We start from the raw sequence: 22,972 nt of genomic DNA, 5'->3' as shown, positions 1-22,972 counted from the left end.
ATGCGCGTTCCTTTCTCAGATGGCGTTGTGCCCGCGGGTCAGGACACGAGCGGTTGGTCGAACCAGCGGGTTGCGCCGCGGAAGAAGATGAGTGGTTCCCGGTGCAGGTTCTGGTACCGCTTCACCTCACCGATGAGAACCACGTGGTCGCCAGTGATGAATTCGTGGACGAGGGCGCATTCGAGCCGTGCCGCGCAGCCTTCCAGCAGCGGTGCCTGCCCCAATCCGTCCGAGACCTCGAGGCCGTCGAACTTGTCGGGCAGAGGCGTTGCGAAACGGCGGCAGATTTCTTCCTGATGCCAGGCCAACACGTGGACGGCGAAGTGACCGGAGTTCCGGAACGTCGGAAGACTCGGCGAGGAGGTCTTGAGGTTCCAGAGAATCAGTGGGGGCTCGAGAGAGACCGAACCGAAGGAGTTCGCGGTCACCCCGACCCGCTGCTCACCGTCTGCAGCGGTCATCACCGTGATGCCGGTTGGGAATGCCCCAAGAGTGTGGCGGTAGGCCGTCAGGTCGTCCAGAGGAGCGCAGGCGTCAACGTGGGCAGTCATCGGTATCACTTCCTAAATGTGGGCGAGGTCGTTGCGGCCTGCTTGGCGGAACTCGTGTCGTTCGGCTGCTGCGCCGATGTAGCTCTGCGCCGCCTCCGGGTCGTAGAACCAGCCCTGGAGGTCGCGCGGATCGTTGAACGCATTCGTGAAGCGGTTGACCACCTCGGGGAACTGCCCGCAAGCGCCGATGATGTGGTAGGCGTGGTCGGTCGGCGGAGCGAGCATGGTGTTGGCGAACAGGGTCGGCCACTGGGCGTATTCCCAGAACCGGTCGAAGGTCTGCTGCATCCACGGCTCGTCGAAGGGGCGGTCTTCCTGCTCCTTGATCAGGTCGTACATAACCTCGGCGTGTGCGCTGGCGTTGTTGGCGCCCTGACCGGTGCACGGGTCGTTCAGGACGACGACGTCACCCATTCCCACGACCTTGCGTCCGGATGGCAGCGTCGCGATCGGCTTGCGGACTAGCGGGGGTACGGCGCCGCACAAGTAGGCGTTCTCGTCGGCGAGTTCGGCATTCTTGTGCCGGTCGACTTCCCAGGGAAAGTATTCCGCGAAGGTCTGTTGGGCAAGAGCAAGCATTTCAGCCGGCCCGGTCGCCCGCGACCAACGGTCCATCGGGCCACCGGGGATTGCCTCCATCACCCAGGTGACCGCTGGTCCGGCAGCGGTGAGCATCGGAATTCCGAAGACTTCGCCGATCCCGGGGTAGATGTTGTAGGCAACCCCGTTGGGGGACGGGTGCTCGACGTTTACCAGGGAACACATGCCGATCGAGCGCTGCGGCTTGTTGTAGGTCATCTTGCTCTGGTCGAGCGCGAAGAGTTTGGTGATTTCGCCCTTGCCGGCGGAGACGATCGTCAGTTCGTGGCTCGCTGCGATCTTTTCGAGTCCGTCGAGATCAACTGCCTGATACACGATCTGCCCGCCGCGCCCGGCGAACGCCTCGAGCCAGGTGCTGAATTTCAGCCGCTGGTCGACGGATTGCCCGTTGCGGGCGAAACGGCCATTGGCGGAGACCACCAGGTTTCCTACCGGGTCGGTGACGTTGACGAACGTCTTGTCGATGACGGGTTCGTCACCGTCCCAGAAGCAGATGTCCAGCTCTCGCTCACGGTCGAGACCACGACCGAACAGTGCATTGCTGGAGGGAAGTCGTCCCTTGAGGTAGTCCTCGGGGGTCTTGTCCGAATAGAGGGTCACGTCGAAACCGTCCCTCAGTAGCCCGAATGCGAGCTGCAGACCTGACTGCCCGGCTCCGATGATTGCGATCGATCGCACGCTTACCTCCTTGTAACCCAACACGAACGCACCGTTCATCTGGTGCTGGGTTCAATGGTGTGACGAAGCGCACTTTCTTAGAATCCGAAGAACTACGAAGGTCTCTACGTAGTTCACCGAGCTACGTAATCCGTACTGCGCGCTCGCAGTCGCTCAGCGCGAGATGTCAGGCTCGACGCTATTGTCAGGAGCTGTCGCGCTGCGCGCTGACCCACGCTGCGATCTCCGTTCTGGAACGGAAACCCAGCTTCTTCAAGATGTGGTCGACGTGCGCTTCGACAGTCCGGGAGGACACCACCAATCGGGTCGCAACCTCCCGATTGCTCATCCCCTGGGCGACGAGGGAGGCAACTTCGCGTTCCCGGTTGGTCAGTCCGTCCTGAATTTTGGTCTCCGGGCGCTCGGATGGGCCGTCGGCCTCGAGGGCGAATTGGCGTGCCCGCTCCCTGGGGAGGGCAACGCCCTCGGCGACCAGGCAGTCGAAGGCATGCTTACCCAGTTCTGCAGCAACGTGCTCCGCGCTCTGCCATTGGGTGGCGGCGAGTTGAGGGCCGAACGCGTCGATCGAGGTACCGATCGAACGCCAGACGGTGTCGGCGATGCCGATCAGACGCGCAGCGTGCTGATGACGACCGGCCGCTTCGGCCGCACCCGCCAAGACCGCAAGGACGAGACCAATGCCGATCTCGTCGTCGAACGGATACTTCAGTTCCAGGCTTTGCCGTGCCAATGTGGCCGCATCGTCGTACTTCCCCCGGCCGAGGGCATCGTGTGCTAACACCCACAGTGCGTAGGAGCGAGCCCAGCCCTCCTCGACGGTGGCACTAAGTCGCAGCGATTCGGCGCAATAGGACTGCGCCTGCTCGTGCTCGCCGAGCAAGGAGCAGGTGATGCCCAGCTGGAACAGGGTGAATAGTGCTCCACCTGTGTCGGCGTGCTCCTGATGACCGCGGATCGCGGCCGTGAATTGACCGTGAGCGGCGCGGAGGTCACCGCTGAACAGTTCCATCGTTCCGCGCCAGGTCGCGCAGTGTGCCGCTGTACCATCTGAGCCGGTCGCAGCGGCGAAATCGTCGCACTCGTCGAGTCGAGCGCGCGCTCCGGATTTGTCTCCCTGCAGCAGGGCTACCCAGGCGCATACCCACAGTGCGGTGCCGCGTTCGGGAGTTGGTGTGGTTCCCGCGGCCAAGGCGCTGTCCAGCCACCGGCGACCCTGTCTGAGGAACAACCCGGTCACCCAGTAGTAACGCAACGCGGACGCCATCGACAACGCCTCCTGGCAGCGGTCGTTGACCATACTCAGCAGGTAGGAGAACGCGGACTCGAGGTTGGCCAACTCGGTGCGCAGTTGAGCCAGCCAAGCCCGCTGCCCTGGTCCCCAGAAGCGGCTCGCCGCCGTCTGCGTCAGCCGGTGGTAATAGTCGGCGTGCCGTGCCCGAAACAGTGGCTCGGTGCCGGATGCGACAAGTTTCTCGTGCCCGAACTGGCTGATCGTCTCCAGCACCCGGTAGCGCAAGCCTCCTGCACCCGGCTGGGGTAGGAGGATGGACTTTGCGACCAGGCCGTCGATCAGATTGACGACCGTCGTGACCGGCAACTTCACGTCGTCACCCGCGCACACACTCTCGATCGCCTCAAGGTCGGCGCCGCCGGCGAACACCGCAATCCGCGACCACAACAGCTGTTCTTCGGGGGAACACAGCTCGTGACTCCACTCCACAAGAGCCCGCAGGGTCTGATGCCGTGGCAACACTGTCGGATCGCCACCAGTGAGCATGCCGAATCGGTTCTCCACCCTCTCCAGTAGTTGCTCGAGAGACAGCGACCGAAGCCGGGCCGAAGCCAGTTCGATCGCCAGAGGAATCCCGTCGAGGCGGGCACACAACTGCGACGCGGCCTCGACATTGGCGTCGGTCAGTTCGAAATGCGGACTCGTAGCCGAGGCGCGGGCATCGAGCAATGCGACCGCCCCGAACTCGCGGGCACTGGCCGCAGATAGTGGTTGCGACAGGTCCGGTACCGACAGCGGTGCGATCGCCACAACATGTTCACCGGCGACGGACAACGGTTGCCGGCTGGTCGCCAGGACACGCAACCCGGGAGCGCGTTGCAGGAGACGGTCGACGAGGATCTGACAACCTGTCAGTACGTGCTCGCAGTTGTCCAGAACCAGCAGAAGATCCTTCTGGGCAAGATCATCCGCTATCTCCTCGAGCGCATCAGGTTTCGACCCCCGCAGATGCAGCGCCGCAACCACGGCCTCGGGTACCGCCGCTGTTTCTTTGACCGCCTCGAGTTCGACGAACCACACGCCGTCGGCGAAGGAGCGCTGAACGACCGCCCCCAACTCCAACGCAAACCGGGTCTTACCGACGCCCCCGGGTCCCACCAGAGTGGTCAGGCGCGATTGCGCGACCAGTTCGCGAGCCGCCCGTAACTCCCGACTTCGACCCACGAAATTGGTGCGCTGAACCGGCAAGTTGCCGCGCTCTCTCCGACTGACCATCACCCGACCTCGCGATCCCGGCCGACCGACAGATCGATCGGGGCCGGTTCGGGGCGCCCGAGGCTCGTCTCGAGGTAATCGAGTAGAGCCGTGGTTCGAGCGCTCAGGACCATCTGTTCGGGCCAGGCGGCGATGACGCAGGTTGCGCCCGCTCGAGGCCGCAGTTGCTTCATGACCACGCTGGACCCCTCGAGGGTCGTCGCCGAGTAGTTCGGACGCCACATTTGCAGGCTGTAACCGACGCCGCGAGCGACCAGTACGCGTACTAGTTCCAGATTAGGAACGCGGAGAACGATATTCGGCGTCAGTCCGCGCTCGGTGAACATCCGAAGCGTGTTGCTGGCGCTCGGTGCGGTATCGAGCAGCACGAGTGGTTCGGCGGCGAGATCGGCGAGGTCGACAGCACCTTCGCCCGCCTGCGGATGCCCTTCTGGCAAGACCGCGAGAACCTCCGTCCGGTACACCGGACGATGGCGCAGGCCTTCGGGAACGAACATGTCATAGACGATGGCTACGTCGAGCAGCCCAGACGATAACGCCGGCCAGAGCTCATCATCGGTGCCGAGCGTGACGCCAATGTCGATCTTCGGGTGAGCACGGGCAAATCCATCCAGAACGGGGGGCAAGACGGTGGCTGCGAACCCGCTGTAACAGCCGATCTTCACCGGCCCCGACAACTCGCCCCGCTGCGCGGACAGCTCACTGATCAGCTCGTCCGCATCGGCGAGGAGAATCCTGGCGCGTTGGGCGAAGAACACACCGGCTGGTGTCAACTGCAGCCCACGAGCCTTCCGGCGCACGCACAGCTGCTCGCCGACCACCTTCTCCAGCTCGCTGATCGAATGCGAGAGAGCCGATTCGGAGATATGAAGGCCGGCGGCAGCAGCACTGACAGTGGGGTAATCAGGCAGCGCTGCGAACAACTCGAGTTGACGGAGCGTGAAACGAGGCATCGAATCTTCGAACCAATCGTGGAAGTTTGACGATTTTTCTCATTTTACTAGAGGTTAAGAGTGAGGTGGAATAACTCATAACACAGATGTGATGCCAGTTACAGCGCCAGGAGTTCTCATGACGGTTCAGTCAACACCCCGCACCTGCCCCTATACCTCGGGCGGGATAGTCGACGAAGTGAACACCTCCGCGGAGATTTCACCCGTCGCTGCCGAGGGCGTCGCCGCACCGGTGGCCGACTGGGTAGACCCACATGAATTGATGCTCGATCCGCATCCGACCTACACCCGCCTACGCCGCGAATCACCAGTCGCCTGGGTTCCCGCCCTGGGGAAATACCTCGTCACCTGCTACGCCGACTGTCATGCCGTCGAACTCGACCAGAAGACATACAGCGCCCAGGTCAGCGGAAGTGGCGCGACGATGATCCGCGCATTGGGCGAGAATCCGATGCTGCGCAAAGACGACCCGGAGCACGCCGCTGAACGGCAAGTCGTCAATCCCACCCTGCGCCCGAAGGCGATCAAGCAGGTGTGGGCGTCGATCTTCGAACGCAACGCCCACACCTACCTCGACGTCCTTGCCGCGAAGGGCCCGGAGGTGGCCGAACTCAACCGTGACTACGCCGCACCGCTTGCCTCGCAGAATCTCATCGACCTGCTCGGGTTACCTGGTGTCGAGCCCGACCAGATGCGCCGGTGGTCGCATGCGTTCATCGCGGGCACCGGCAACCTCCTCGACGACCCGGCCATCTGGGCCGCCGCCGACACCGCTCGCACCGAAGTCGACGATTTGCTCGACGAACTGATCCCTCTCTACGAAAAGAGTCCAAACGACTCGATGACCTCTGCTCTCGTGAACAGCGGTCTACCCCGAAAGACAGTGGCGGCGAACGTCAAACTCACCATCACGGGTGGCATGAACGAGCCCCAACACATGGTCACCAACATGGTATGGGCGCTCGACGGGCACCCCGACCAACGCCGGCACGTTCTGGCCGATCAGGCTCTGTGGCCGGCAGTGTTCGACGAAACCGCCCGGTGGCTGTCCCCGATTGGCATGTATCCCCGCGAGACCACGCGCCCGGTCGACCTCGGCGGCGTCTCCCTGCCCGCCCGGGCACCAATCGGCGTTGTCGTAGGTTCCGCCAACCGGGATGAAACCCATTTCGCGGCGGACCCCACCGTGTTCGATATCTTCCGGTCCAAACAGACCCATCTTGCATTCGGAAGCGGGGTGCACCTGTGCGCCGGGCACTGGGCCGCGAAGACGTCGATCGGTCAGATCGCGGTCCCATTGCTGTTCGAGCGGTTCCCCACCCTCCGTATCGATGACCGGCGCCCCACCACCTGGGACGGGTGGGTGTTCCGTGGTCTAACCACTCTCCCCGTCACCTGGGACAACTGAAAGGCACTCTGATGGCCAAGATCACCTTCCACCACCCCGACGGACAGAGCGACATCCTCGACGTGGAACCAGGGACCTCGCTGATGCGAGCCGCAGTTACACAGGGCATCGCCGGCATCGTCGGCGAATGCGGCGGACAGGCGATGTGCGCCACCTGCCACGTCTACGTCCGCGAGCCCTACCTCGACGTCCTCCCCCCAATCGGGGAGGACGAGGACGAAATGCTCGACTGCACCGCCGCCGAACGCGATGGCACACGCTCTCGACTCGGATGCCAAATCGAGATGACCACCGATCTCGAGGACATCGAGGTCGACCTCCCCGACAGTCAGGTCTGAGGATGGAGCACGTAGTCATCGTCGGCGCGGGCCACGCCGGAACTCAAATGGCCGAATCGCTTCGAACCGAGGGCTTCACCGACAAAATCACCCTGGTCAGTGCCGAGGAGGGGTATCCCTACCAACGACCTCCGCTGTCGAAGGACCTCCTGATCCAGACGGCTCGGACCGATCCGCTCCCGTTGAAGTCAGAGCAGGCGCTGACCAAGCACGACATCACACTCATCAAGGCCAATCCGGTAGTCGGTATCGAGCGCACCACCTGTTCGGTGAACCTGTCGAGCGGTGTCACGCTGCGCTACTCCGACCTCGTCCTGGCCACCGGTGCCCGCAACCGGCAGCTCACCGTCCCGGGAACCGACCTCGCCGGCGTGCATTATCTGCGCACCGCAGACGACGCGGCACGACTGCACGAAGCCCTCGCCACGGCACACAACGCGGTCGTCGTCGGTGGAGGGTTCATCGGCCTCGAGTTCGCCGCCGCCGCACGATCCCGCGGCATCGCCGTCACCGTCATCGAGCACGGCACTCGCCTGATGGCACGTGCCCTCTCCCCCGAGATGTCACGATGCGTGGCGGATGCCCACACCGCAGCCGGCATCCGACTGGTCTTCGACGAATCGATCACCGCACTCGACGGCGACGGAGCTCAGGTACGCGCCGCAGTCGGTCACGACGGCACGCGCTACCCCGCCGATTTGGTCGTGATCGGCATCGGCGTCGAACCCAATATCGAGCTACCGCACGCCGCCGGACTACCTACTGACCGTGGCATCATCGTCGATTCCCACCTCCGCACCGCCGATGAACACATCTGGGCCATCGGCGACTGCGCTCGCTTCCCCTGCCCCCGCGCCGGTGCTGCGACCCGACGCGAATCCGTCCAGAACGCAGTCGACCAAGCCCGCGCCCTGGCTCGCACACTCACCGGGACACCCTCCGAATACTGTGCGCTACCTTGGTTTTGGAGCAATCAAGGCTCTATGAAACTGCAGATCGCGGGAATCGGTAGTGCCGACGACCAGACTGTGCCCCACGGCGACCCGGGCTCCGGAAAATTCGCCGTGTACCGGTTCCGCGAAGGCACTCTTACCTGCGTCGAATCCCTCAACAATCCCCGGGTGCACATGGCCGCCCGGAAAGCACTCACCACAAACACCACACCTGCCCTCGCTGATGTCACTGCAAACGGTTTCGACCTCAACAAATTCTTAACACGAGCGGCGGTCGGGTGCAAAGCCGGGACTGTCGGGAGGGACTGTCGGGATAACGGTTGAACTGGATCTGGCCGACACGCCGAGTTAGCGCGCCGTTCTGCGGTCACTTGGGTCCGTTTGGCCTTCGTTATACCGGTACACCGGAGAACGTCGCTCTACGGCGACCCTGTCAGTTTCAGAGGTCGGCGGCACGGCGTTCTGCGATTCGGTGTCGTGTGCAGTGCCCTTCTGAACCTTCTGCGCTCAAAAGCGCTATGCACGGCTGGGCGCCGTTGGCATTGGGCGAAGAATGCAGTCCTAAGCAAGGAGTTGGGCCAGGGTGGTGGCTGGCTTCCCTGTGATATCTGGAACGACGGCGCTAGGGGTGTGTCTTCCAATGATTTGTGGTGTTGTGCTGCAGACTCTTCGGTGTGGCAGACGTTGTTGATCGGTTTGAGGTGTTGACGGACAAGCAGTGGGGGTTGCTCGCGCTGCTGTTGCCCAGTTTCGACGGGCTCCGGGGGCGGAAGTTCCGGAACAATCGTGTGGTGGTCGAGGGGATGCTGTATCGACTGCGGACCGGGTCGCCCTGGCGAGATCTCCCGACGCATTTCGGGCCGTGGAAGACGGTGTGGAAGCGACATCGCCGCTACGCAGGAGACGAAACCTGGGATCGGGTGCTGACGGCTCTGATCGCGATGGCCGACGCCGGCGGGAACCTGGACTGGGCCGTATCGGTCGATTCCACAGTGGTCCGTGTCCATCAGCACGGTGCGAACGCCGCCCGCCACACCGGGGGATCTACCGAATGAGGTTGCCCCTCGGGAGTGGACACCGGATTTCATGCGGCGACTGACAGCGTAGACGACGCGATCAGTCGTTGTTCGAACTCCACTGGGGTGAGGTATCCGAGGGCCGAGTGGCGGCGACGTCGATTGAAGTACGAGAGCCACTCGAATAGGTCCAGCCGTGCCTGCGACTTCGACGTCCAACTCCGTCCGTGCAGCCACTCCCTCTTGAGTCCTTGGAAGAATGACTCGGCGAGGGCGTTATCGTAACTTGACCCGACCCGTCCCCGACTTTGCTGAATCCCATGACGGCGGCATACATCGACGAAAGCTGCTGCGGTGTACTGACCGGGTTCAACCGGTGGACGCAACACCCCAAGGGATGGACGGGTTTTTCGATGGGACGACCACCGGGATGGGCAGCAGCGTTGACGGGTCGGGCGGTGATGCGCTCACCGGGCCGGCCACCGGTGCGCAGAGATCTCGAACGCGCGTTCTGGGGATGGATCGCCCAAGGACTGACGAGTGAAGATGCTGCGGTCGCGTGCGGCGTGTCGGGACCGGTCGGGTCGCGGTGGTTCCGTCACGCTGGCGGGATGCCACCTAATCGATTTGTCTGTGAGAGAGCTGCCGGCATCGGTCGAGGTGGTGTCTCGCACCAGTAGTCGCTGGGATGTTCCGGTGGCGGCGAGCCGAGTGGCGACGCGGCGGCCGATTTGCCCGGTGGAGCCGGTGACGGCGATTAGTGTTGTGCGGGTCATGGTTGTTTCCGTGGTTTCAGGCATGGCATGCGCCGGTTCTGGCAGAGCGGCGGATCGCGCCGGCATCAGTGTGTGGCTTCGGAGTTCGGATGGTTGGGATCTGCGTATGCCATGATGGCCCATTGCGATGTGATGGCCCTCAGGTACACGATTTGATGGAGCAGGGCTCGCGGCGAAAAACGTTGTCGACCTGTCACCACGCTGAGAAGTGCGATGAGGACGTGAACGAGAATTGTGGGCATGGGGATTCCAGTTTCGTAGCAGTGCGGCTACTTGGATTTTCGAGCCGACGGGAATGAATCAGGGCATGTGTGGCATGCCCCTGGAACGGGTCGGGGTGTTAGTCCTCCGGTCATCGGGGGGTAGCTTCCCCCTCGCGGAATGCGCGTGGCGACATCCCATAGGTTTCCTTGAACAGTTTGGAGAAGTGCGAGGAGTTGACGAGGCCGAACCGGGCACAGACGGTACCGATATTCTCGGATCGCAGCGCCGGTTCGGCGAGGTCGCGGCGACATCTTTCGAGGCGTCTATTGCGGATCCAGCCGGCGACCGTGGCGCCGTCTTCTTCGAAAGTCTTCTGGAGGTGGCGGGTGGAGACGTGGTGGTGGGTTGCCACCATGGTGGTGTCCAGCGCGATGTCGCCGAGGTGGGTTTCGATGAACCCTTTCGCCTGTGTGAGCAGGGTCGGCTCTGTCACCGCGGTGGTGGAGGTAAACGTTTCTGGATGCAGGGCGGATTCGAGCAGATTGATGACCCCGTCTTCGAGGTCTCGAGACGAGGTGACGGATTGGGTCATCGCAGTCCCGTGGAGGTTTCGCAGAAAGGGAGAAACAAGTGTTCCCACACCGGTGGAGCCAGGAATCCGGCGTGCTGCCATGGTTTGCAACTCGGCGGTTCCGAAGCGGAACAATTCTCGGGGAAACATCAACACCAACATGTTGAAGTCGCCGGTGAAGCGCAAGTCGTAGGGCGTACTCGTGTCGTAGATCGCGAAATCTCCTGGAGTGAGCACAGTTTCGCGATCGTGTTGGGCGAGTATCCCGGTGCCTGCACGTTGGAGTCCGACTTTGATCATGCCGGGGTCGGACCGTTTGATCGTCCGCGGCGTGCGTTGGACGTGGACTTGTCGTCCGGCTACCTCGCTGAACTGAAGTTTGCCCAGCGAGGTGGTGCGCAGAGAACCGCGAAACGGCGTGGCGTCGGCGGCGGCGATGCTCTTGACTTCGAGGGGGACGAAGGCTTCCGAGACGGCGTGTTGCCAGGGTTCGAAGGGCGTGTATTTCCACGCCGCCTCGGCGTTGTCGGCCAGCAGCACGGAGGTCATCTCACAAAGCGGTTCGGTTGTCGATCAGACGTCGGGCTTTGCCGATGGAGCGTTCGAGTGCGCCGGGGTCTGTGACGTCGACCTTCACGCTGACGCCGATGCGGTTTTTGATCAGTTTCTGCAGTTCTGCTGCGGCGCAGATGTGGTCGTCCGTGGCGGCATCCGGACGCGATTCCACCCGCACGGTCAACTCGTCCATGCGGCCCGGGCGGTCGAGGACGCACTGGAACTGCGGCGCCAGCGCCGGCACCGTCAGGATCAGCTCTTCGATCTGGGTGGGGAACAGATTCACCCCGCGCAGGATGATCATGTCGTCGGTGCGTCCGGTGACCTTCTGCATCCGCCGCACCGACCGCGCCGTCCCCGGCAGCAGCCGGGTGAGGTCGCGGGTGCGGTACCGGATGATCGGCATGGCTTCCTTGGTCAGCGAGGTGAAGACCAGTTCGCCCTCCTCGCCGTCGGGCAGGACCTCCCCGGTGACCGGGTCGATTATTTCCGGGTAGAAGTGGTCCTCCCAGATGTGCAGGCCGTCCTTGGTCTCGACGCATTCCATCGCCACGCCCGGGCCCATCACCTCGGAAAGTCCGTAGATGTCCACGGCGTCCATGTTCAGCTGCTTCTCGAGTTCGGTGCGCATTTCCTCGGTCCACGGCTCCGCCCCGAACACACCGGTCCGCAGGGAGGTTTTGGACGGATCGATGCCCTTGTTGATCATCGCATCGACGATCGTGAGCATGTACGACGGGGTCACCATGATCGCGTCGGGTTCGAAGTCCTCGATCAGCTGGATCTGGCGGTCGGTCATGCCACCGGACATCGGGATCACCGTGCAGCCCAGCCGCTCCGCACCGTAGTGCGCGCCGAGGCCACCGGTGAACAGGCCGTACCCGTACGCGATGTGCACCTTGTCCGTCGGCTTCACCCCACCCGCCCGCAGGCTCCTCGCGATCAGGTCGGCCCAGTTGTTCAGGTCTCCCGTGGTGTACCCGACGACCGTCGGCCGCCCGGTGGTCCCGGACGAGGCGTGGATGCGGGAGACCTTCTCCTGCGGCACCGCGAACATCTTGAATGGGTAGTTCGCCCGCAGGTCCGCTTTCGCCGTGAACGGGAACTTCGCCAGATCGGACAGGTCTTTCAGGTCACTCGGATGCACACCGGCGTCGTCGAACGCCTTCCGGTAATGCGGAACGTTGTTGTACGCGTGGAGAAGTGACCACTGCAGACGTTCGAGTTGCAGCGATGAGATCCGGTCGCGGGTGGCGAACTCGATGTCGTCGGTGGGGGTGGCGATACTGGTCATTTTAGTCTCCGGGGTGTGCGGGCTGGTGGGGTCAGGCGTCGAAATCGACGGTCACGGTGTCGCTGACCGGGAAGGTCTGGCAGGTCAGCACGAAGCCGGAGTCGACCTCGTAGTCCTCGAGCGCGTAGTTGCGGCGCATGTCCACGTCACCGCCGGTGATCTTGGCGCGGCACGTTCCGCAGACGCCGCCCTTGCAGGCGAACGGAAGGTCCGAGCGGTACTGCTCGGCGGCGTCGAGGATCGATTCGTTCCGCGGCAACGTCGCGGTGGTGGAGCGGCCGTCGAGGATCAGGGTCACCTCACTGGCCGGCCCGGTGACGCCGGGCTCGCGGTGGGTTTCCATGGGCGGGGGCACGTCGTCGACGAAGAACAGTTCGTGATGCACGCGGCTCTTGTCGATCTGCAGCTCACCGAGCACCGTTTCGGAGTCGGTGACCATACCGTATGGGCCGCACAGCCAGAAGTGGTCGATGTCGGCGATCGGCACGATCGAGGTGAAGATGGCCCGGAGCCGGTCGGCGTCGAGGCGGCCGGTGAACAGCTCGACCTCGCGGGGCTCGCGGGAGAGGACATGGATGATGTCGAAGCGCGGTCCGTACGTGTCCTTGAGGTCGGCGATCTCCTCGGCGAACATCACCGAGCGGGTGCGCCGGTTTCCGTACAGGAGAACGACTTCGGCCTCTGGGTTGGCGAGCATCGACGCGGCGATCGACAGCATCGGCGTGATGCCCGATCCGGCGGCGATCAGCACGTGGCGACCGCCTGCCGCGGGGTCGGCGACGAACGTTCCGCTCGGACCCTGCACCTCGATCCGATCACCGGGGCGCACCTGATGCACGAGCCAGGTGGAGAACAGACCGTCGGACACCTCGCGCACACCGACGCGCGGCGCGGAACCGGCAGGCGCGCAGATCGAGTACGAGCGGCGGTGTTCGACGCCGTCGATCGTCCGCCGCAGCGTGAGCGACTGTCCGGGACTGAACGCGAACTCGTCGGCGAGCTCTGCCGGAACGTCGAATGTGACCGCAACTGCGTCGTCGCACAGGGATTCGGCGTCGGCGACGGTGAGGGTATGGAATGCCCGGTTACGTGCTGTCGCAGTACTGTTCTTGGTCACTGCTGTGGTCATGGTCAGATTTCCTTCACGTGATCGAAGGGTTCGAGGCAGTCCAGGCACCGGTAGAGCGCCTTGCACAGCGTCGCCCCGAATTCCGAGTCCAGACGGGTGTTCGCCGAGTGACACACCGGGCACGTCACAGACCGCGGCTTGGCAGTGAGCGTCAACGGCACCGGACCCGACGTACGTTGCGGTGCGGGCCCGGGTGTCGAGTAGCCGTTCTCCCGCAGCTTGCGCAGCCCGTTCTCGCTGATCCAGTCGGTGCTCCACGGCGGCGACAGCACGGTCTTGACCTCGACGCTGCCGAACCCGGCGCCGCGCAGGGTGTGCGTGATGTCGTCGCGCATGGTGGCCATCGCGGGGCACCCGGAATAGGTGGGGGTGATCGTCACCACCACCGACCCGTCGGCGAATTCCTCAACCTCACGCAGCACACCGAGATCGGCGAGCGTGAGCATCGGCATCTCCGGGTCGAGGACCGATCCGGCGATACGGCGGGCGTCGCTGCGCACTGCGGTGGTCATGTCACCACACTCCTTCGGGATGCGCCCGGGCCACGCTCTGCATCTCGGCGAGCAGCAGTCCGAGCGCCTCGGTGTGCAATCCCTGCCGGCCTGCCCGGCCGCCGACGGTGCCGACGGACCGGCCGGCCGGGGCGGTGAGCTCGGCGGCGTGCAGCACCTGCTCGAGCACGGAGTCGAATTCCTCGCGCACGTCTCGCGGGTCGACGCCCACCCCCACCGCTGCGAGCGCGAGCTCCTCGGTGGTCGGGACGAACAGTTCCTCGACGTACGGCCACACCCGGGCGAGGGCGTCGAGCATCCGCGACTTCGACTCCTTCGTGCCGCAGCCGAGCGTCACAGCCCAGCGGGCCGCGTAGTCACGGTGGTAGGTGAGTTCCTTGACGCCCTTCACCGCGACGGCCGCGAGGACCGGGTCCCGGGACGTGCGGAGGTCATCGAACAGCGCCAGACGCCACGTCGAGAACACCAGCAGTCGGGTGATCGTCTGAGCGAAGTCGCCGTTGTCGAGTTCGGCGAGCCGCACGTTGCGGAACCGATTCTCGTCCCGGAAGAACGCGAGAGCGTCCTCGGCGGGAATCGGGCTCGTCTCCGAGATGTACGATACGACCGACGCGTCCGCCGCGGCCGCACGGGCGAGCAGCAGTCGCGCCTGACCGAGCAGGTCGAGTCCGACGTTCGCGAGGGCTACCTCCTCCTCGAGTTCCGGTGCGCGCGTGCTCCATTCGGCGAGTCGCTGTGAGCTGATCAGTGCATCGTCACCGAGCATCAGGCAGTAGCCGGCCAGCGCGGAGAGGTCGACGTCCTCCGGAACCGTGGTGTCGACACCCGCGAGGGGGTCGTCGAAGCTGGTGCCGAACGCCCACTGGCCGTGGCTGTCTTCGTCGACGAGGCCTTCGTAAGCATTGTCGTGGTCGGTCATCGTCAGCCTCACATGTGGGGAACGTTGTCGGGGATCTCGTAGAACGTGGGGTGCCGGTACACCTTGTCGCCGCTCGGCGCGAAGAAGGGGTCCTTCTCCGACGGGCTGGACGCCACGATCGAACTCGACCGCACCACCCAGATGCTCACACCCTCGTTGCGGCGGGTGTAGACGTCGCGGGCGTGCCGCACAGCCATCTCGTCGTCGGCGGCGTGCAGGGATCCGACGTGGACGTGGTTGAGTCCGCGCTTGCCACGCAGGAACACCTCGTACAGCGGCCAATCGGCGCGGACATTCGACGACGACGGTTCGGTGGGTACGTCGGCGGTGGGGACGGCGCCGTGCCCGCCCTCTGCCGTGTAATCCTCGGGGATCATGCGTTCTCCTTTCTGCTCTCGCGGCCGGCGAAGGCCGTCGCGGCTTCGCGCACCCACGCCCCGTTCTCGTGCGCCGCCTTACGGTTCGCGATGCGTTCGACGCTCGATGCGCCGTTACCCTTGACGACCTGCATAAACTCGCTCCAGTCGGGCTCCCCGAAGTCGTGAGCGCCGCGCTCGGCGTTCCACTTCAGATCCGGATCCGGGAACGTCACGCCGAGGACCTCGGCCTGCGGGATGGACATGTCGACGAACCGCTGACGGAGTTCGTCGTTGGTGTGCCGCTTGATGCGCCACTTCATGGACTGCTCGGAGTTCGGCGACTGATCGTCCGGCGGCCCGAACATCATCAGCGCCGGCCACCACCACCGGTTCACCGACTCCTGCACCATCTCACGCTGGGCGTCGGTGCCGCGCATCATCGTCATCAGCAGCTCGAACCCCTGCCGCTGGTGGAACGACTCCTCCTTGCACACCCGGATCATCGCCCGCGCATAGGGCCCGAAAGAGCTGCGGCACAACGGAACTTGGTTGCAGATCGCGGCGCCGTCGACGAGCCAGCCGATCACGCCGACGTCGGCATAGGTCAACGTTGGGTAGTTGAAGATCGACGAGTACTTCTGCTTGCCTTCGATCAGCTTCTCGGTGAGGTCGGCGCGATCGGCGCCGAGCGTCTCGGCCGCCGAGTACAGGTACAGGCCGTGTCCGGCCTCGTCCTGGACCTTCGCCATGAGGATCGCCTTGCGGCGCAGCGACGGTGCGCGGGTGAGCCAGTTGCCCTCCGGCTGCATGCCGATGATCTCCGAGTGCGCGTGCTGCGCGATCTGCCGGATTAGGGTTTTGCGGTAGCCGTCGGGCATCCAGTCGCGGGGCTCGACTCTCTGGTCGGCGGTGATGGTGTTGTCGAACAGGTGCTCGAGTTCTTCTGGTGCGTGTGACGTGGTCATATGTCCTAACCTCCGTGGCCGAGGGGATGGCGGGTCGAATGGGTCTGACAGCAAGTGGCGCGGTGGTGACCGGTCACAGGCCCCTGCCCGACGTGATTCCCGAATGGGTTCGAGGTCGGTCGCACGAAGCTTCAGCGTCCTTCGAAAAGCGGCGTCTGTTTGTTCAGGAAGGCGTCGACGGCGGCACGGTGGTCCCTCGATTGCCCGAGGCGCTCCTGTGCCTCTCGTTCGCGTTCGAGAGCCTCGGCCAGCCCGGGTGCGGAGGCCGAGACCAGCGCCTTCACCAGCGCATAAGCAGCGGTGGGTCCGTCTGCTAGTTGACGGGCAAGCGTGGTCGCGGTGTCCCGAAGTTCGGCGTCGGGGACGACGCGGTGGACCAGGCCCCAGTCGAGCGCCTGCGTTGCGGTGAACCGGTCGCCGAGGAGCATGAGCCCGGTGGCCCGGCTGGGGCCCAGGGCCGTGACAAGGGTGTGGCTGAGTCCGGAGTCGCTCGCGAGCGCGATGCCGGTAAATGCGGTGGCGAACTTGGCGCCCTCGCCGGCGACGCGGATATCACCCGCGAGGGCAATACCGAGTCCGGCACCGACGCAAGCCCCGTTGATGGCGATCACAACGGGCACCTGGATGCGAGAGAGGACTGTCAACAAGGGGTTGTAGTGCTCACCGACGGTGTCCATCGCATGTGCAGGGTCCGCCTCGAGCCCGGCGACGTGCTCGGCCAGGTCCTGGCCGACGCAGAAGTTCTTGCCGTCGGCGACGAGGAGCACGGCCCGCACCGAGTCATCGGCGGCCACTGCCTGCAGGGCAGTCAATAGTTGTTTCTTGGCTGCCTGGTCGAGAGCGTTGGATGCTGCGGGTCGTTGGAGCGTGATGGTGGCCAGGCCTGCGTCGACGGCCGATGCCACCACCGGGACGTTGGTTGTTGCGGTGTCGGTGGTGCTCATGATGGGCGCCTCCTGCTGGTTGTGGTGTGGATGGTCCGTCAGGACCAGGTGAAGAAGCCGCGGCCGCTCTTGCGGCCGAGTTCGCCGCGCTCGACCTTCTCCCGCAGCAGCGCGGGCGGTGTGAACCGGTCACCGAGTGTCTTCGCGAGGTGTTCGGCGATCGCGAGCCGGACATCGAGGCCGACCAGGTCGGTCGACCGCAGCGGTCCCATCGGGTGCTTGTATCCCAATTCCAGGGCCCGGTCGATGGACTCGGCGTCGGCCACACCCTCCTCGAGCATGCGGATCGCCTCGAGCCCGAGGCACACGCCGAGCCGGCTGGTCGCGAAGCCCGGGGAATCGTTGACCAGCACCTCGGTCTTGCCGAGCTGGGACACCCACCCGCGGACCTTGTCGACGATGTCGGCGTCGGTGGTGGGGGCGCGGACGATCTCGACGAGCGTCGACGCCGGAACCGGATTGAAGAAATGCATGCCGATCAACCGGGCCGGGTCGCTGAGGGCACTGCCGAGTTCGGCGATGGAGATGGAGCTGGTATTGCTGGCGATCACCGTCGACGGGTCGACCGTCTTTTCGACCAGCGCCAGGACACCCAGCTTGAGGTCCACCAGTTCGGGCACCGCCTCGACCACCAGATCCAGGTCCGCCGGGAGCGCATCGGGGGCGGCCATCGTGGACACCCGACCGAGAATCGTCACGGGGTCGGCGTCGCCGAGCTTGCCGCGCTCGTGTGCGCGGTCGAGCCCGTCGGACACTCGTTTCAGCGCCGCCTGCCGGTCGCCGCTCTCGGCGATGGTGACGGTGGAGCCGAGGGTGGCGAAGACCTGGGCGATGCCCGCGCCCATCCGGCCGCCGCCGACCACGCCGACGTTCTTCGGTGCTGTGCTCGTCATTTGTTCTTCTCCAGAAAGGCAGTCATGCGGTCATATTTGTCGCGGCTCTCGAACAGCACCGCCTGCGCGATGTCGTCGGCGAACGGGTGCGTACCCGGTGCGTCGACGATCATCTTCGTGAGCTTGAGCGCCAGCGGGGCCGATCGGGTGATGCGGTCGATGACCGTGTGCGCTGCAGCGATGTGCTCACCGGGTGCGACGACACTCATGACGAGTCCGCTGCGCAGCGCGTCCTGGGCGTCGAGGTTCCGGCCGCCGAGGAGAACCTGCTTGGCGACGGAGGTGCCCACCAGTTCGGGCAGCCGGTAACTGGCCCCCGCGGCGGCCATGATGCCCAGTCCCGGCTCGGGGTTCCCGAAGACCGCGGTCTCGGTGGCGATGCGGATATCGCACGCGTATGACAGTTCGGCGCCGCCGCCGAGCGCGTACCCGCTGACCGCGGCGACGGTGGGCAGCGGCAGCTTCGCGATGCGGTCGAACAAGTTGCGGTTGATGCCGGCGAACGCCTCGTCGCGACCGCGTTCGCGCAGTTCGGCGATGTCGGCGCCGCCGGCAAAGTGCTCGCCCTCGCCGGTCAGCAAGAGCGGTTTCGGTGTCGCCTCCAACGCCGCGCACACCTCGTGCAGTTCGCCGATCATCTCTGCGTTGATCGCGTTGCGCTGAGCGGGCCGGTGCAGTGTCACCACCATGCGGTCGTCGCGGTCCTCGACCTTCAGTGTGTTCACGGCGCCTCGATCAGCATCGCGACACCCTGGCCCACGCCGACGCACAGCGTGGCCAGCCCACGGCGGGCACCTTCGCGTTCCATCCGGCCGAGCAGCGTCAGCAAGATCCGCGCACCCGAACAGCCCAGCGGGTGGCCGAGTGCGATGGCTCCGCCGTCCGCGTTGACGATCGACTCGTCCAGCTTCAGCTGCCGGATCACCCCGAGGGACTGCGCGGCGAAGGCCTCGTTCAGCTCGACGGCGCCGAGGTCCGAGATCGACCAGTGGGCACGGGCGAGAGCCTTCCGGGTGGCCGGGACCGGACCCAGACCCATGACGTTGGGGGCGATGCCCGCGCTGGCGCTGGTAACGATGCGGCCGCGCACGGTCAGGCCGTACCTCTCCACCGCCGCCTCGCTCGCGACGACCAGGGCCGCAGCGCCATCCGACAGCGGCGACGACGCCCCGGCGGTCACGATGCCATCCCTGCGGAACACCGGCTTCAGCTTGCCGAGCTTCTCCAAAGTGGTTCCCCGCCGAGGGGTTTCGTCGGCGGTCAGTTCACCGTCGGGCACCGGCACGGGCACGATCTCCCGCTCGAACCGGCCCGCGTCGATCGCCGCGATCGCCCGCTGCTGGCTGCGTAGCGCGAAGGCGTCGCTCTCGGCGCGGGTGATGCCCTCGAGGGCGGCGACCTCCTCGGCCGTCTCCCCCATCGACAACGTCACCTTGCGGACCTCCGGCACCGCCCCAGCCGGAATGTCGCGGTCGGCAGCGGTGAACCGCGGGTTCGTGAAGCGCCAGCCCAGCGAGGTGTCCGCCACCTCTCCCGGTCGTGCCCACGGGGTGCCGGGCTTGGCCATCACCCAGGGCGCCCGGGTCATCGATTCCACGCCGCCGGCGATCACGATGTCGGCCTCGCCGCTGTGGATGGTGTGCGCGGCGGACGCAACCGCGGTCAGACCGCTCGCGCACAGCCGGTTCACCGTGTAACCGGGCACACTGTCGGGCAAGCCCGCGAGAAGCACGGCCATCCGGGCAACGTCACGGTTGTCCTCACCGGCCTGGTTCGCAGCACCGAGGATCACCTCGTCGACCGCCTCACCCGGAATCCCGGCCCGGCGGGCGGCCTCGGCCACCACCAGACCGGCAAGGTCGTCCGGGCGCACACCTGCCAGCGCTCCGCCGTAACGACCCTGCGGGGTACGCGCACCATCCACCAGAAATACTCCGGCCACACTCATCTCCTTCACGGGGGTCTACTCCATTAATAACCGAACCTTCGGTCGGTACGCAAGGACGATTGCGAATAGTTAGTTGTAGAATTGCGACCACATGACTTCCCGAGAAGGATCGACTGATGACCACTGCACCCATGAGGACCCGGACCGGCATGCCCGGTCGTCCTGGATACGACCTCGACTCGCTCCTTTCTGTGGCGGTCAAGGTGTTCAACGAGAAGGGCTACGACGGCACCAGCATGGAGGTGCTCGCCAAAAAGCTGGGCATCACGAAGTCATCGATCTATCACCACGTGTCCGGCAAGTCCGAACTCCTCGAACTGGCACTGGGCCGAGCTCTCAACGCCCTGTTCGCTGTCACGACCGAACCCGCCGCAACCGAGGGACGGTACATCGAACGCCTGGAATACGTGGTGCGCCGCAGTGTCGAGGTCCTCGTCGCGGAACTCCCCTACGTCACTCTGCTACTGCGCGTTCGCGGAAACACCCAGGTCGAGCGGCAGGCGCTGGCGCGGCGCCGCGAGTTCGACGCCTTCGTCAGCGATTTGGTCGTCGCCGCGGCAGAAGAGGGTGACCTGAAGACCGGGATCGACCCCGCCCTGAGCAGCCGACTGGTGTTCGGGATGGTCAACTCGTTGATCGAGTGGTACCGACCCCGCTCGCGCGAGTCGGTGAGCGATCTCGCCGATGCCGTCGTGGCGCTGACATTCGACGGACTGCGCCGCACCACCTGACGATCGCCGCCGAAAGATCACCGAAATCCCGCTGCGTCTTGACAACGAACGGGAACTGCGGCAATCCTAATTACCGACCGAACGTACGGGGGAATGGGAGTTGTCGTGAGTAAGCTGTTGGAAAGCTATGCCGCCGGACGCTGGTATACCGCGCCGGACGAAGGCACACCGCTGCTGAGTGCGGTCGACGGTTCGGAAGTGGCGCGGATCTCCTCGACCGGCCTGGACCTCGGCGAGATGGTGACCTACGGCCGTGAGGTGGGTGGGCCGGCGCTGGCGGCGTTGACGTTCCACGAACGTGCCGCCGCTCTGAAGGCACTTGCCCTCCGGCTGCTCGAGGGCAAGGACGAGTTCTACGCGCTCTCCACCGCCACGGGTGCCACCAAGCGCGATTCCGGGGTCGACATCGATGGCGGCTTCGGGACCCTCCTCAGTTATGCGAGCAAGGCCCGGCGCGAACTGCCCGACGAGACCGTCTACCTCGACGGTTCCCTCGAACCGCTCGGCAAGAAGGGCACCTTCCTCGGTCAGCACATCTACACCTCCCGGCGTGGTGTGGCGGTTCAGATCAATGCCTTCAACTTCCCCGTGTGGGGCTTCCTCGAGAAACTCGCTCCCGCGTTCATCGCCGGGGTGCCGTCGATCGTGAAGCCAGCGGCACAGACCGCGTATCTCACCGAACTCGTCTTCCGGCGCATCATCGAATCCGGTCTGCTGCCCGAGGGTTCGGTGCAGCTGCTGTGCGGGTCTCCCCACGGGTTGCTCGATCAGCTCGGTGGCCAGGACATGGTGTCCTTCACCGGATCCGCTGACACCGCCGCTCTATTGCGTTCGCACCCGAGTGTTGTCGGCACGGGCCTGCACTTCACAGCCGAGGCCGATTCGCTCAACGCGTCGATCCTCGGCGCCGACGTCGAACCCGGCACCGAGGAATTCGACCTCTTCGTCAAGCAACTCACTACCGAGATGACGGTCAAGGCCGGACAGAAGTGCACCGCCATCCGCCGCGCTCTAGTGCCGTCCGCGGTGATGAACGAGGTGGTCGCGGCCGTCGAGGCCCGCCTGTCCCGCGTCGTGGTCGGTGACCCAGCCGCCGACGGCGTCACGATGGGCCCGCTGGTGAGCCTCGAGCAGCGTGACGAGGTCCTCAAATCGGTGCGCGGCCTGAGCAAGTCGGCGCAGATCGTGGTCGGCGATCCGGAGAATTTCGAGGTCGTCGGGGCGGACGTGGCGTCGGGCGCGTTCCTGCCGCCGATTCTGCTGCGCTGCGATGACAAGGGTGCCACCGAGCCGCACGAGATCGAGGCGTTCGGTCCCGTGAGCACCGTGATCGGGTACGACGGCACCGCCGAGGCCATCGCCCTCGCCGCCCGCGGCCAGGGCAGCCTGGTCGCCTCACTTGTCACGCGCGACACAGCGCTCGCCCGCGACATCGTGCTCGGGCTGGCCCCGTTCCACGGCCGCGTCCTCGTCCTCAACCGGGACGACGCCAAGGAATCGACCGGACACGGTTCCCCATTGCCGGTGCTGGTGCACGGCGGCCCCGGCCGTGCCGGTGGCGGCGAGGAACTCGGCGGCATCCGCGGTGTGCTCCACCACATGCAGCGCACCGCAGTCCAGGCCACTCCCGACATTGTGACAGCTGTGGGCAACCGGTGGGTTTCCGGCTCGCAGCGCTGCGACGACGGCGTGCACCCGTTTCGGAAGAACCTGGCTCAGTTGCGGATCGGCGACAACATCGTCGGCGGGCCCCGGCAGGTCACTCGTGCCGACATCGACCACTTCGCCGAGTTCACCGGTGACACGTTCTACGCCCACACCGATCCCGAAGCGGCCGCCGCCAATCCGCTCTTCGGCGGCATCGTCGCCCACGGGTACCTGGTGGTCTCCCTCGCGGCCGGTCTGTTCGTTGACCCCGCCCCGGGGCCGGTTCTCGCCAACTTCGGAGTCGACAACCTCCGGTTCCTCACCCCGGTCAAGGCCGACGACAGCCTGACCGTGACCCTCACCGCGAAGCTGATCACTCCGCGTAGCAGTGCCGATTACGGCGAGGTGCGGTGGGACGCGGTCGTCGTCAACCAGGACGGCGACCCCGTCGCCACGTATGACGTTCTCACCTTGGTCGCCAAGGGCGAGACCGAATAGACCGTCGCCCTCGGCGATACAACG

The 22,972-nt window shown here is 65.1% G+C and carries 21 protein-coding genes and 2 pseudogenes; 7 read left to right on the top strand and 16 right to left on the bottom strand.

The window, feature by feature from the left end:
* Window positions 1–38: 38 nt before the first annotated feature.
* The 4 genes from L1080_RS35905 to L1080_RS35890 all read right to left on the bottom strand — a co-directional run bounded on the left by L1080_RS35905 (window position 39) and on the right by L1080_RS35890 (window position 5,288).
* Window positions 39–551 carry a flavin reductase family protein gene (locus L1080_RS35905; RefSeq protein WP_250777554.1) on the bottom strand — a complete coding sequence of 171 codons (513 nt, stop codon included), beginning with the start codon at window positions 549–551 and terminating at the stop codon, window positions 39–41.
* A gap of 12 nt (window positions 552–563) precedes the next feature.
* Complete coding sequence (locus L1080_RS35900; RefSeq protein WP_250777557.1) at window positions 564–1,829, bottom strand: styrene monooxygenase/indole monooxygenase family protein; 1,266 nt, start codon at window positions 1,827–1,829, stop codon at window positions 564–566.
* A 184-nt stretch (window positions 1,830–2,013) separates the two neighbouring features.
* A complete protein-coding gene (locus L1080_RS35895) occupies window positions 2,014–4,335 on the bottom strand; it encodes an ATP-binding protein (RefSeq protein ID WP_250777560.1) in 2,322 nt (773 codons plus the stop codon).
* Entirely contained in the window at window positions 4,335–5,288 is a 954-nt protein-coding gene (locus L1080_RS35890; RefSeq protein ID WP_250777562.1) for a LysR family transcriptional regulator, read from the bottom strand. Before L1080_RS35890 ends, L1080_RS35895 begins: the two co-directional genes overlap by 1 nt.
* 118 nt (window positions 5,289–5,406) lie before the next feature.
* On the opposite strand from L1080_RS35890, the gene L1080_RS35885 reads away from it, so the two are divergent.
* From L1080_RS35885 to L1080_RS35870, 4 genes are all read left to right on the top strand, one after another.
* On the top strand, window positions 5,407–6,696 hold the full coding sequence (locus tag L1080_RS35885; protein ID WP_250777577.1) for a cytochrome P450: 1,290 nt from the start codon (window positions 5,407–5,409) through the stop codon (window positions 6,694–6,696).
* Between the two features lie 11 nt (window positions 6,697–6,707).
* A complete protein-coding gene (locus L1080_RS35880; protein ID WP_250777579.1) occupies window positions 6,708–7,034 on the top strand; it encodes a 2Fe-2S iron-sulfur cluster-binding protein in 327 nt (108 codons plus the stop codon).
* Window positions 7,035–7,036: 2 nt separating this feature from the next.
* Entirely contained in the window at window positions 7,037–8,311 is a 1,275-nt protein-coding gene (locus L1080_RS35875) for an NAD(P)/FAD-dependent oxidoreductase (RefSeq protein WP_250777581.1), read from the top strand.
* Window positions 8,312–8,661: 350 nt separating this feature from the next.
* A complete protein-coding gene (locus L1080_RS35870; RefSeq protein ID WP_250777586.1) occupies window positions 8,662–9,042 on the top strand; it encodes an IS5 family transposase in 381 nt (126 codons plus the stop codon).
* 29 nt (window positions 9,043–9,071) lie between these two features.
* Here the strand turns inward: L1080_RS35870 and L1080_RS35865 are convergent.
* Window positions 9,072–9,368 (bottom strand): annotated as a pseudogene (locus tag L1080_RS35865) (integrase core domain-containing protein); the annotation flags it as partial.
* Between the two features lie 48 nt (window positions 9,369–9,416).
* Between L1080_RS35865 and L1080_RS35860 the strand changes: the two are divergent.
* A pseudogene (locus L1080_RS35860) lies at window positions 9,417–9,626 on the top strand (IS30 family transposase); the annotation flags it as partial.
* 505 nt (window positions 9,627–10,131) lie between these two features.
* Here the strand turns inward: L1080_RS35860 and L1080_RS35855 are convergent.
* The 11 genes from L1080_RS35855 to L1080_RS35805 form a co-directional block, all read right to left on the bottom strand.
* Window positions 10,132–11,103 carry an AraC-like ligand-binding domain-containing protein gene (locus tag L1080_RS35855; protein ID WP_250777589.1) on the bottom strand — a complete coding sequence of 324 codons (972 nt, stop codon included), beginning with the start codon at window positions 11,101–11,103 and terminating at the stop codon, window positions 10,132–10,134.
* Between the two features lies 1 nt (window position 11,104).
* Window positions 11,105–12,403 carry a phenylacetate--CoA ligase PaaK gene (paaK, locus tag L1080_RS35850; RefSeq protein WP_250777592.1) on the bottom strand — a complete coding sequence of 433 codons (1,299 nt, stop codon included), beginning with the start codon at window positions 12,401–12,403 and terminating at the stop codon, window positions 11,105–11,107.
* A gap of 31 nt (window positions 12,404–12,434) precedes the next feature.
* On the bottom strand, window positions 12,435–13,532 hold the full coding sequence (paaE, locus tag L1080_RS35845; protein ID WP_250777606.1) for a 1,2-phenylacetyl-CoA epoxidase subunit PaaE: 1,098 nt from the start codon (window positions 13,530–13,532) through the stop codon (window positions 12,435–12,437).
* A gap of 2 nt (window positions 13,533–13,534) precedes the next feature.
* Window positions 13,535–14,044 (bottom strand): 1,2-phenylacetyl-CoA epoxidase subunit PaaD, encoded by a 510-nt coding sequence (paaD, locus tag L1080_RS35840; protein ID WP_250777608.1) that lies wholly within the window; start codon window positions 14,042–14,044, stop codon window positions 13,535–13,537.
* A 1-nt stretch (window position 14,045) separates the two neighbouring features.
* The gene (gene paaC / locus L1080_RS35835; protein WP_250777610.1) at window positions 14,046–14,963 is read right to left on the bottom strand and encodes a 1,2-phenylacetyl-CoA epoxidase subunit PaaC; all 918 of its coding nucleotides are present in this window, start codon (window positions 14,961–14,963) and stop codon (window positions 14,046–14,048) included.
* Window positions 14,964–14,971: 8 nt separating this feature from the next.
* On the bottom strand, window positions 14,972–15,340 hold the full coding sequence (gene paaB / locus L1080_RS35830; RefSeq protein WP_250777613.1) for a 1,2-phenylacetyl-CoA epoxidase subunit PaaB: 369 nt from the start codon (window positions 15,338–15,340) through the stop codon (window positions 14,972–14,974).
* Entirely contained in the window at window positions 15,337–16,287 is a 951-nt protein-coding gene (gene paaA / locus L1080_RS35825) for a 1,2-phenylacetyl-CoA epoxidase subunit PaaA (RefSeq protein ID WP_250777615.1), read from the bottom strand. Before paaA ends, paaB begins: the two co-directional genes overlap by 4 nt.
* Before the next feature lie 131 nt (window positions 16,288–16,418).
* A complete protein-coding gene (locus tag L1080_RS35820) occupies window positions 16,419–17,231 on the bottom strand; it encodes an enoyl-CoA hydratase/isomerase family protein (RefSeq protein ID WP_250777617.1) in 813 nt (270 codons plus the stop codon).
* Window positions 17,232–17,269: 38 nt separating this feature from the next.
* Window positions 17,270–18,124, bottom strand: a complete 855-nt coding sequence (locus L1080_RS35815) for a 3-hydroxyacyl-CoA dehydrogenase family protein (protein ID WP_250777620.1) — start codon at window positions 18,122–18,124, stop codon at window positions 17,270–17,272.
* Window positions 18,121–18,849, bottom strand: a complete 729-nt coding sequence (locus L1080_RS35810; RefSeq protein ID WP_250777623.1) for an enoyl-CoA hydratase/isomerase family protein — start codon at window positions 18,847–18,849, stop codon at window positions 18,121–18,123. The genes L1080_RS35815 and L1080_RS35810 overlap by 4 nt, the downstream gene beginning before the upstream one ends.
* A complete protein-coding gene (locus L1080_RS35805) occupies window positions 18,846–20,066 on the bottom strand; it encodes a thiolase family protein (protein ID WP_250777693.1) in 1,221 nt (406 codons plus the stop codon). The genes L1080_RS35810 and L1080_RS35805 overlap by 4 nt, the downstream gene beginning before the upstream one ends.
* Before the next feature lie 122 nt (window positions 20,067–20,188).
* Here L1080_RS35805 and L1080_RS35800 point away from each other — a divergent pair, with 122 nt between their 5' ends.
* Together L1080_RS35800 and paaZ are read left to right on the top strand one after the other, a co-directional pair.
* A complete protein-coding gene (locus L1080_RS35800) occupies window positions 20,189–20,803 on the top strand; it encodes a TetR/AcrR family transcriptional regulator (RefSeq protein ID WP_250777626.1) in 615 nt (204 codons plus the stop codon).
* Window positions 20,804–20,908: 105 nt separating this feature from the next.
* Window positions 20,909–22,948 (top strand): phenylacetic acid degradation bifunctional protein PaaZ, encoded by a 2,040-nt coding sequence (gene paaZ, locus L1080_RS35795; protein WP_250777642.1) that lies wholly within the window; start codon window positions 20,909–20,911, stop codon window positions 22,946–22,948.
* The last annotated feature ends 24 nt before the right edge of the window (window positions 22,949–22,972 follow it).

It is taken from the genome of Rhodococcus sp. MSC1_016, from assembly GCF_023667485.2.
Lineage (GTDB): Bacteria > Actinomycetota > Actinomycetes > Mycobacteriales > Mycobacteriaceae > Rhodococcus_F > Rhodococcus_F oxybenzonivorans.
Note: the sequence above shows the minus strand (reverse complement) of the source record. Positions and strands in the feature narration are given on the sequence as shown.

What these genes read in the sequence shown, in the direction of transcription:
- paaA (WP_250777615.1), bottom strand. Translation starts at nt 16,287, where the DNA reads ATGACCACGTCACACGCACCAGAAGAACTCGAGCACCTGTTCGACAAC.
- L1080_RS35800 (WP_250777626.1), top strand. Translation starts at nt 20,189, where the DNA reads ATGACCACTGCACCCATGAGGACCCGGACCGGCATGCCCGGTCGTCCT.
- paaB (WP_250777613.1), bottom strand. Translation starts at nt 15,340, where the DNA reads ATGATCCCCGAGGATTACACGGCAGAGGGCGGGCACGGCGCCGTCCCC.
- L1080_RS35885 (WP_250777577.1), top strand. Translation starts at nt 5,407, where the DNA reads ATGACGGTTCAGTCAACACCCCGCACCTGCCCCTATACCTCGGGCGGG.
- L1080_RS35875 (WP_250777581.1), top strand. Translation starts at nt 7,037, where the DNA reads ATGGAGCACGTAGTCATCGTCGGCGCGGGCCACGCCGGAACTCAAATG.
- paaE (WP_250777606.1), bottom strand. Translation starts at nt 13,532, where the DNA reads ATGACCACAGCAGTGACCAAGAACAGTACTGCGACAGCACGTAACCGG.
- L1080_RS35815 (WP_250777620.1), bottom strand. Translation starts at nt 18,124, where the DNA reads ATGACGAGCACAGCACCGAAGAACGTCGGCGTGGTCGGCGGCGGCCGG.
- L1080_RS35820 (WP_250777617.1), bottom strand. Translation starts at nt 17,231, where the DNA reads ATGAGCACCACCGACACCGCAACAACCAACGTCCCGGTGGTGGCATCG.
- paaK (WP_250777592.1), bottom strand. Translation starts at nt 12,403, where the DNA reads ATGACCAGTATCGCCACCCCCACCGACGACATCGAGTTCGCCACCCGC.
- paaD (WP_250777608.1), bottom strand. Translation starts at nt 14,044, where the DNA reads ATGACCACCGCAGTGCGCAGCGACGCCCGCCGTATCGCCGGATCGGTC.
- L1080_RS35890 (WP_250777562.1), bottom strand. Translation starts at nt 5,288, where the DNA reads ATGCCTCGTTTCACGCTCCGTCAACTCGAGTTGTTCGCAGCGCTGCCT.
- L1080_RS35895 (WP_250777560.1), bottom strand. Translation starts at nt 4,335, where the DNA reads ATGGTCAGTCGGAGAGAGCGCGGCAACTTGCCGGTTCAGCGCACCAAT.
- L1080_RS35880 (WP_250777579.1), top strand. Translation starts at nt 6,708, where the DNA reads ATGGCCAAGATCACCTTCCACCACCCCGACGGACAGAGCGACATCCTC.
- L1080_RS35905 (WP_250777554.1), bottom strand. Translation starts at nt 551, where the DNA reads ATGACTGCCCACGTTGACGCCTGCGCTCCTCTGGACGACCTGACGGCC.
- paaC (WP_250777610.1), bottom strand. Translation starts at nt 14,963, where the DNA reads ATGACCGACCACGACAATGCTTACGAAGGCCTCGTCGACGAAGACAGC.
- L1080_RS35855 (WP_250777589.1), bottom strand. Translation starts at nt 11,103, where the DNA reads ATGACCTCCGTGCTGCTGGCCGACAACGCCGAGGCGGCGTGGAAATAC.